Annotated in this window: 2 protein-coding genes; one reads left to right on the top strand and one right to left on the bottom strand. The window is 52.6% G+C overall.

The genetic code is table 11. The annotated features are described in order from the left end of the window. On the bottom strand, nt 1-4,433 hold a 4,433-nt coding region (locus tag CX664_RS23760; RefSeq protein WP_180966613.1), incomplete at its 3' end, for a hypothetical protein. A gap of 642 nt (nt 4,434-5,075) precedes the next feature. Here CX664_RS23760 and CX664_RS23765 point away from each other — a divergent pair. Then, a partial coding sequence (locus CX664_RS23765) for a hypothetical protein (RefSeq protein WP_146000286.1) occupies nt 5,076-5,651 on the top strand: 576 nt, incomplete at its 3' end.

The following is a 5,651-nucleotide window of genomic DNA, read 5'->3' on the forward strand; positions in this document are numbered from 1 at the left end:
GAAGAAGAAACCGTTTCGGAAACAGGTATGGTGGTTGACGGTGCCATCGCTGCGGACGATGTTGCAGAAGAAGCCGTTTCGGAAACAGGTATGGTGGTTGACGGTGCCATCGCTGCGGACGATGTTGCAGAAGAAGCCGTTTCGGAAACAGGTATGATGGTTGACGGTACCATCTCTGTGGGCAATGTCACAGAAGAAGTCGAATCGGCATCAGCTATTTCGACGGAGAAGAAATCACTGCTGAAACTGCTCGACATGCCTAACTGGTCAAGATACTTGGGGTTGGGTTGGCAATCCGGGAGCAAGAGCGGATGAGCGGCAAGTTCACACACATTATCCAGCGGACAGGCGGGACTGTTAAATAGCTTATTATCAAGGTAGGTATTACAAACCTGGTAATGCTCACTGACGATAAGGGCTTTCGCTTCATCATTACTCTGGGCTTTGATACCGGAATCAACCGCCGTGGTGTTGGTAACGGTACTATCAACAGACTCCCCGGCCCCAATACCAGCATTTGCCCCACTACCGCTCGTTGTCACATTACTTTTCACTGCCAGGGTGTTGGCAACGGTTGCACCACTAACGAATCCTGTGCCGATAGCTGCATAGGCATCATCACCGGAAGTTATGACCCGGCAATCCACCGCTGTGCTGCTGGCAACGGTGCCACCATAGGCAGCTCCGGCTCCGATGCCTGCCTCTCCACCAAGTTCATCTTTGGTTTTGACCGTGCAGTTCAACGCTGTGGTGCGTGCAACGACGCTGCTACTTTTTTGAATAAATCCCGCTCCAATACCGGCATTGGGGCCCCAAGCAATCAATGAACCGAAGGTTTCGACCCTGCAGCTCACTGCCGTCGTGTCGGTAACATTGCCATTAAAGACGTGGCCAGCCCCGATACCGGCAAATCCATCACCACCGAAGGTTTTTAGCTCGCAGTTTAACGCTCTGGTATCAGCCACACGGCCATTTCGAACAACCCCGGCTCCGATGCCTGTTGCTCCATATGTACCATTGGTGCTGGTCCTACAGATTACCGCTTTGGTATTGGTCACAGTGCCACCAACAACATTCCCCGCGCCGATACCCGCATAGCCAAACTTACCAGAAGTTGCCACCGTGCAGTTTAGTGCACTGGTGTTGGTTACTTTTCCACGGAGAACACTTCCCGCTCCAACACCCGCTCCAACAACGGCATCGCCATCGCCCTCTGTTTCAACGTGGCAGAGAACCGCTCTCGTGTCGGCAACAGTGCCTTCTTCAACATCGCCTGAGCCAATGCCGGCGTTCCCACCCGATTTACTGGAGGTTTTGACTGTGGAGTTAAGTGCCCTGGTATTGGTAACTTTTCCACGGTAAATGCTTCCTGCTCCAACAGCGGCATTTGAAGATTTGCCCGCTGTTTCAACGCGGCAGTCAACCGCTGTCGTGTTAGCAACAGTGCCATCAACGTACCCTGCCCCGATACCCGCGGCTGCTAAATCATTGTAGGTTTTGATGTCACAGTCCTCTGCCGTCGTGTCAGCAACGGTTCCGCCATCGACCATTCCTGCACCAACACCGGCATGGGCAAACCTGCCTAAAGTTCGAACCTTGCAACTCACCGCCATGGTGTTGTCAACCTTTCCTTTGGCAATGCCTGCTACAACTCCCGCTGCACGATCGAAAGTATCTACATGTGCTTTTTCAACCCGGATATTACTGATCGTGGCATTTTCAGAAATTTCACAGGCCACCACTGCCGCCGGGCCTATGGATATTATATTGGCATTAGTAAAGCGCAGGTGATCGACACGGCCTTCACCGGCCAGGTTTTTTATCAGGCAATTTCTGAGATTACCGATGGTATTATTTTCGCCATGGAAGATGCCGGTAAACGGATGGGTCTTATTACCGATGGATTGCAATTGGCGGCCATCAATATACGGAACAGTTTGCCGGTAAGTGCCACTGCGTGGATAGCACTCGTTACTGCCAATCTCGCCCAGGGTTTTGGCATCCGCCACCGGAATCGGCTCGCTGCCACAGGCGGCCGATGGTGCAGGACAAGACAGGTCGGGAAAGGGGATGGCGGATGCCATGGGCAGGGTTTCGACAGAGAAGAAATCACTGCTGAAATTGCTCGACATGCCTAACTGGTAAAGATACGTGTGGTTGGATTGGCAATTCGGGAGCAAGAGTGGATGAGCGACAGGTTCACACACATTATCCAGCGGACAGACACCAAGATTGTGAGATTCCACATTGTTAAGATAGGTATTACAAACCCGGGTATTACTACTGACGATACGGGCCTTTGCATATAAACTCAGGGCTTTGATCCTGGAATCAACCGCCGTGGTGTTGGTAACGGTACCACCCTCATCCTTATGAACCTGTCCTGCCCCAATACCAGCATTTGCCCCAGCGCCGGTCGTTGTGACATTACTGTTCACTGCCAGGGTGTTGGCAGCGGTTGCATCCCCTTTAACGTATCCTGTACCGATAGCTGCATGGGCATCAACATTGTAAGTTTTAACCTCGCAATCCACCGCTGTGCTCCAGGTAACGGTGCCACCATTATTGGCAGTTCCGGCTCCGATGCCTGCCTCTCCAAGTTCATCTTTGGTTTCGACCGTGCAGTTCAACGCTGTGGTGCGTGCAACGACGCTGCTATCTTTAATAGATCCCGCTCCAATACCGGCATTGGCCCCCACCACACCAAGATTGGACTCATTGAGGGTTTCGACCGTGCAGCTCACTGCCGTCGTGTCGGTAACATTGCCATTAACGACGTTACCAGCCCCGATACCGGCAAATCCCTCTTCACCCATGGTTTTTAGCTTGCAGTTTAACGCTCTGGTATCAGCCACACGGCCATTTAGAACAGCCCCGGCTCCGATGCCCGCTTTGCCTTTTCTACCGTCGGTGCTGACCGTACAGCTTACTGCTTTGGTATTGGTCACAGTGCCATAAGCAACATTCCCCGCGCCAATACCGGCATCGGCATTTTCCCCCGATGTTTTGACGTGACAATGCTTCTCTGCGACGGTATTAGTAACAGTAGTACTCTTAACCTGCCCACCCCCGATACCCGCGCTGGCATCTCTACCGGCGGTTTTCACCGTGCAGTTCACCGCTGTGGTGCCAGTCACGGTGCCACCTTCAAACCATCCCCCGCCGATGCCAGCAAAACTTTTATATCCAGATGTTGTCACTATGCTGTCCATTGCCGTGGTGTCAGTAACATCGGTCTTGGTAGAATTTCCCCCGCCGATACCCGCATAGCCACGATCACCAGAAGTTGCCACTGTGCAGTCCAGTGCCCTGGTGTTGGTAACTTTTCCACGGGAAATGCCTCCCGCTCCAACAGCGGCACTTGCAGAATAGCCCTCTGTTTCAACGCGGCAGTCAACCGCTGTCGTGTCGGCAACAGTTCCTTCTTCAACATCGCCTGAGCCAATGCCGGCGTTCCCACCCGATTTACTGTAGGTTTTGACTGTGGAGTTAAGTGCCCTGGTATTGGTAACTTTTCCACGGAAAATGCTTCCCGCTCCAACAGCGGCACTTGCAGAATAGCCCTCTGTTTCAACGTGGCAGTCAACCGCTGTCGTGTTAGCAACAATGCCATCAACACCAGAAACGGAGCCTGCCCCGATACCGGCATTGGCACGCGGGCCTGAAGTTCGAACCGTGCAATTCACCGCCATGGTGTTGTCAACCTTTCCTTTGGCAATGCCAGCTACAACTCCCCCATGGGCTTTAGGGCCCGAAGTACTTACATGAGCATTTTCAACCCGGATATTACTGATCGTGGCATTTTCAGAAATTTCACAGGCCACCACTGCGGCCGGGCCTGTGGACATTATATTGGCATTAGTAAAGCGCAGGAGATCGACACGGCCTTCACCGGCCAGGTTTTTTATCAGGCAATGTCTGAGATTACCGATGGTATTATTTTCGCCATGGAAGATGCCGGTAAACGGATCGTCATCACTACCGATGGATTGCAATTGGCTACCATCAATACACGGAACAGTTTGCCGGTAAGTGCAACTGCGTGGATAGCTCTCGTTACGGCCAATCTTGCCCAGGGTTTCGGCATCCGCCACCGGAATCGGCTCGCTGTCACAGGTGGCCGATGCTGCCAGGCCGACAGCAGCAAGGCCGGACAGCGCCCCCAGCACCGCCGCCGCATTGGGCAGATGACCAGACCCGGGCGCTGTGCTGGTCGGTTTACGATGCTGCTGCGATGAGTTCTGTTGTGTGTCTTTTATTTTATCGTTGTCGTTTTCCTGGGTTCCGTCCCGCGTTAAAAACGGTACTACCCCAAACTCCCTGGATACATCCAAACTGCCCCATCGTCCCTGTGGCTCTGTAGACGGTATTGTTGCAAGTCGGGAGTCGCTGGCAGTGCCGCCTCTGGGCACAGTCGGTGGTTGTATCAACATTACTGCCTCATCAATACTTCGAACGCTTTTTCTCAAAAACATCCTGTGTCGTGTAAATCAGCGAATAAGAGATAAACAACAATATTTATTTGCTGATTCAAATTCTTCGTGAAAAACATAGCTCAGAATGCTAAAGACGTTATGCCTATGTTGAAAAAGTCACAGAAAATACGACGCTGGTCACATACTGATGTGCAGGATTTTCAGAGCCAGAAAACCTCAGGAGAAGTTCAAAAACCTGGTGGAGTGTCACTACCGCCCGGTGATAATTTCAAGCTAGCGGAGTCGAAGGGCGTAAACACCATAGCGTAAGGGGGGCAGACAGATGATGGGTTGACGTCCTTAAATAAGCGCTTACCACGCGGTTAATGAAACCACATGCGTTGCGTTTATACCTTCGAGTGCTTGATCCTGTTTCCATGGGCAGGTGCTTTCTGACTTCGTTGCCTACTGGCTGGAATGGCTTCCAGTTCATAGGTATACGACGCCAGCTCAGACGACGGCGGTAGTACAGATCGATACTCTGGCAACCCATTGCAATCCATAAGCCGGTATGTGCCTGACCTGCGTTGGTAATAGCGGTAAATGCACGCACCCCCAAAACATATCAGCACCAGGCCGGCTCCCGCGGCGATACCAATTATGGCACCAGCACTCAGGGAAGATGCCAGCGGTGCCACCGTGGCGGTCGACATCGCTATTGCAGTGGTCATTGGCGCAGAAGCAGACGCTCTGGAAGGGGTCATGGTGGTTGCTGGTATTGTGGGCACCCAGAACGGTGACGTGGTAACGGTTGGCTGTGCCATCGTAGATGGTCCAAAAGACGGACCGGCCAAGGTTATGGTTTTCCCTGAAACCTTGATCACGGTTTCCTTGACCGGTGTCGGCGTGACGGTTGACGGTGCTATCGCTGTGGACAATGTTGCAAAAGAAGGCGGGTCAGAAGCAGGTGTGGCGGTTGACGGTGCCATTGTTGCGGACAATGTTGCAGAAGAAGCCGTTTCGGAAACAGGTATGGTGGTTGACGGTGTCATCGCTGCGGACAATGTTGCAGAAGAAGCCGTTTCGGAAACAGGTATGGTGGTTGACGGTGTCATCGCTGCGGACAATGTCGCAGAAGAAGCCGTTTCGGAAACAGGTATGGTGGTTGACGGTGTCATCGCTGCGGACAGTGTCGATGAAGAAGAAGCCGTTTCGGAAACAGGTATGGTGGTTGAC

This window comes from Endozoicomonas acroporae, assembly GCF_002864045.1.
Taxonomy (GTDB): Bacteria; Pseudomonadota; Gammaproteobacteria; order Pseudomonadales; family Endozoicomonadaceae; genus Endozoicomonas; species Endozoicomonas acroporae.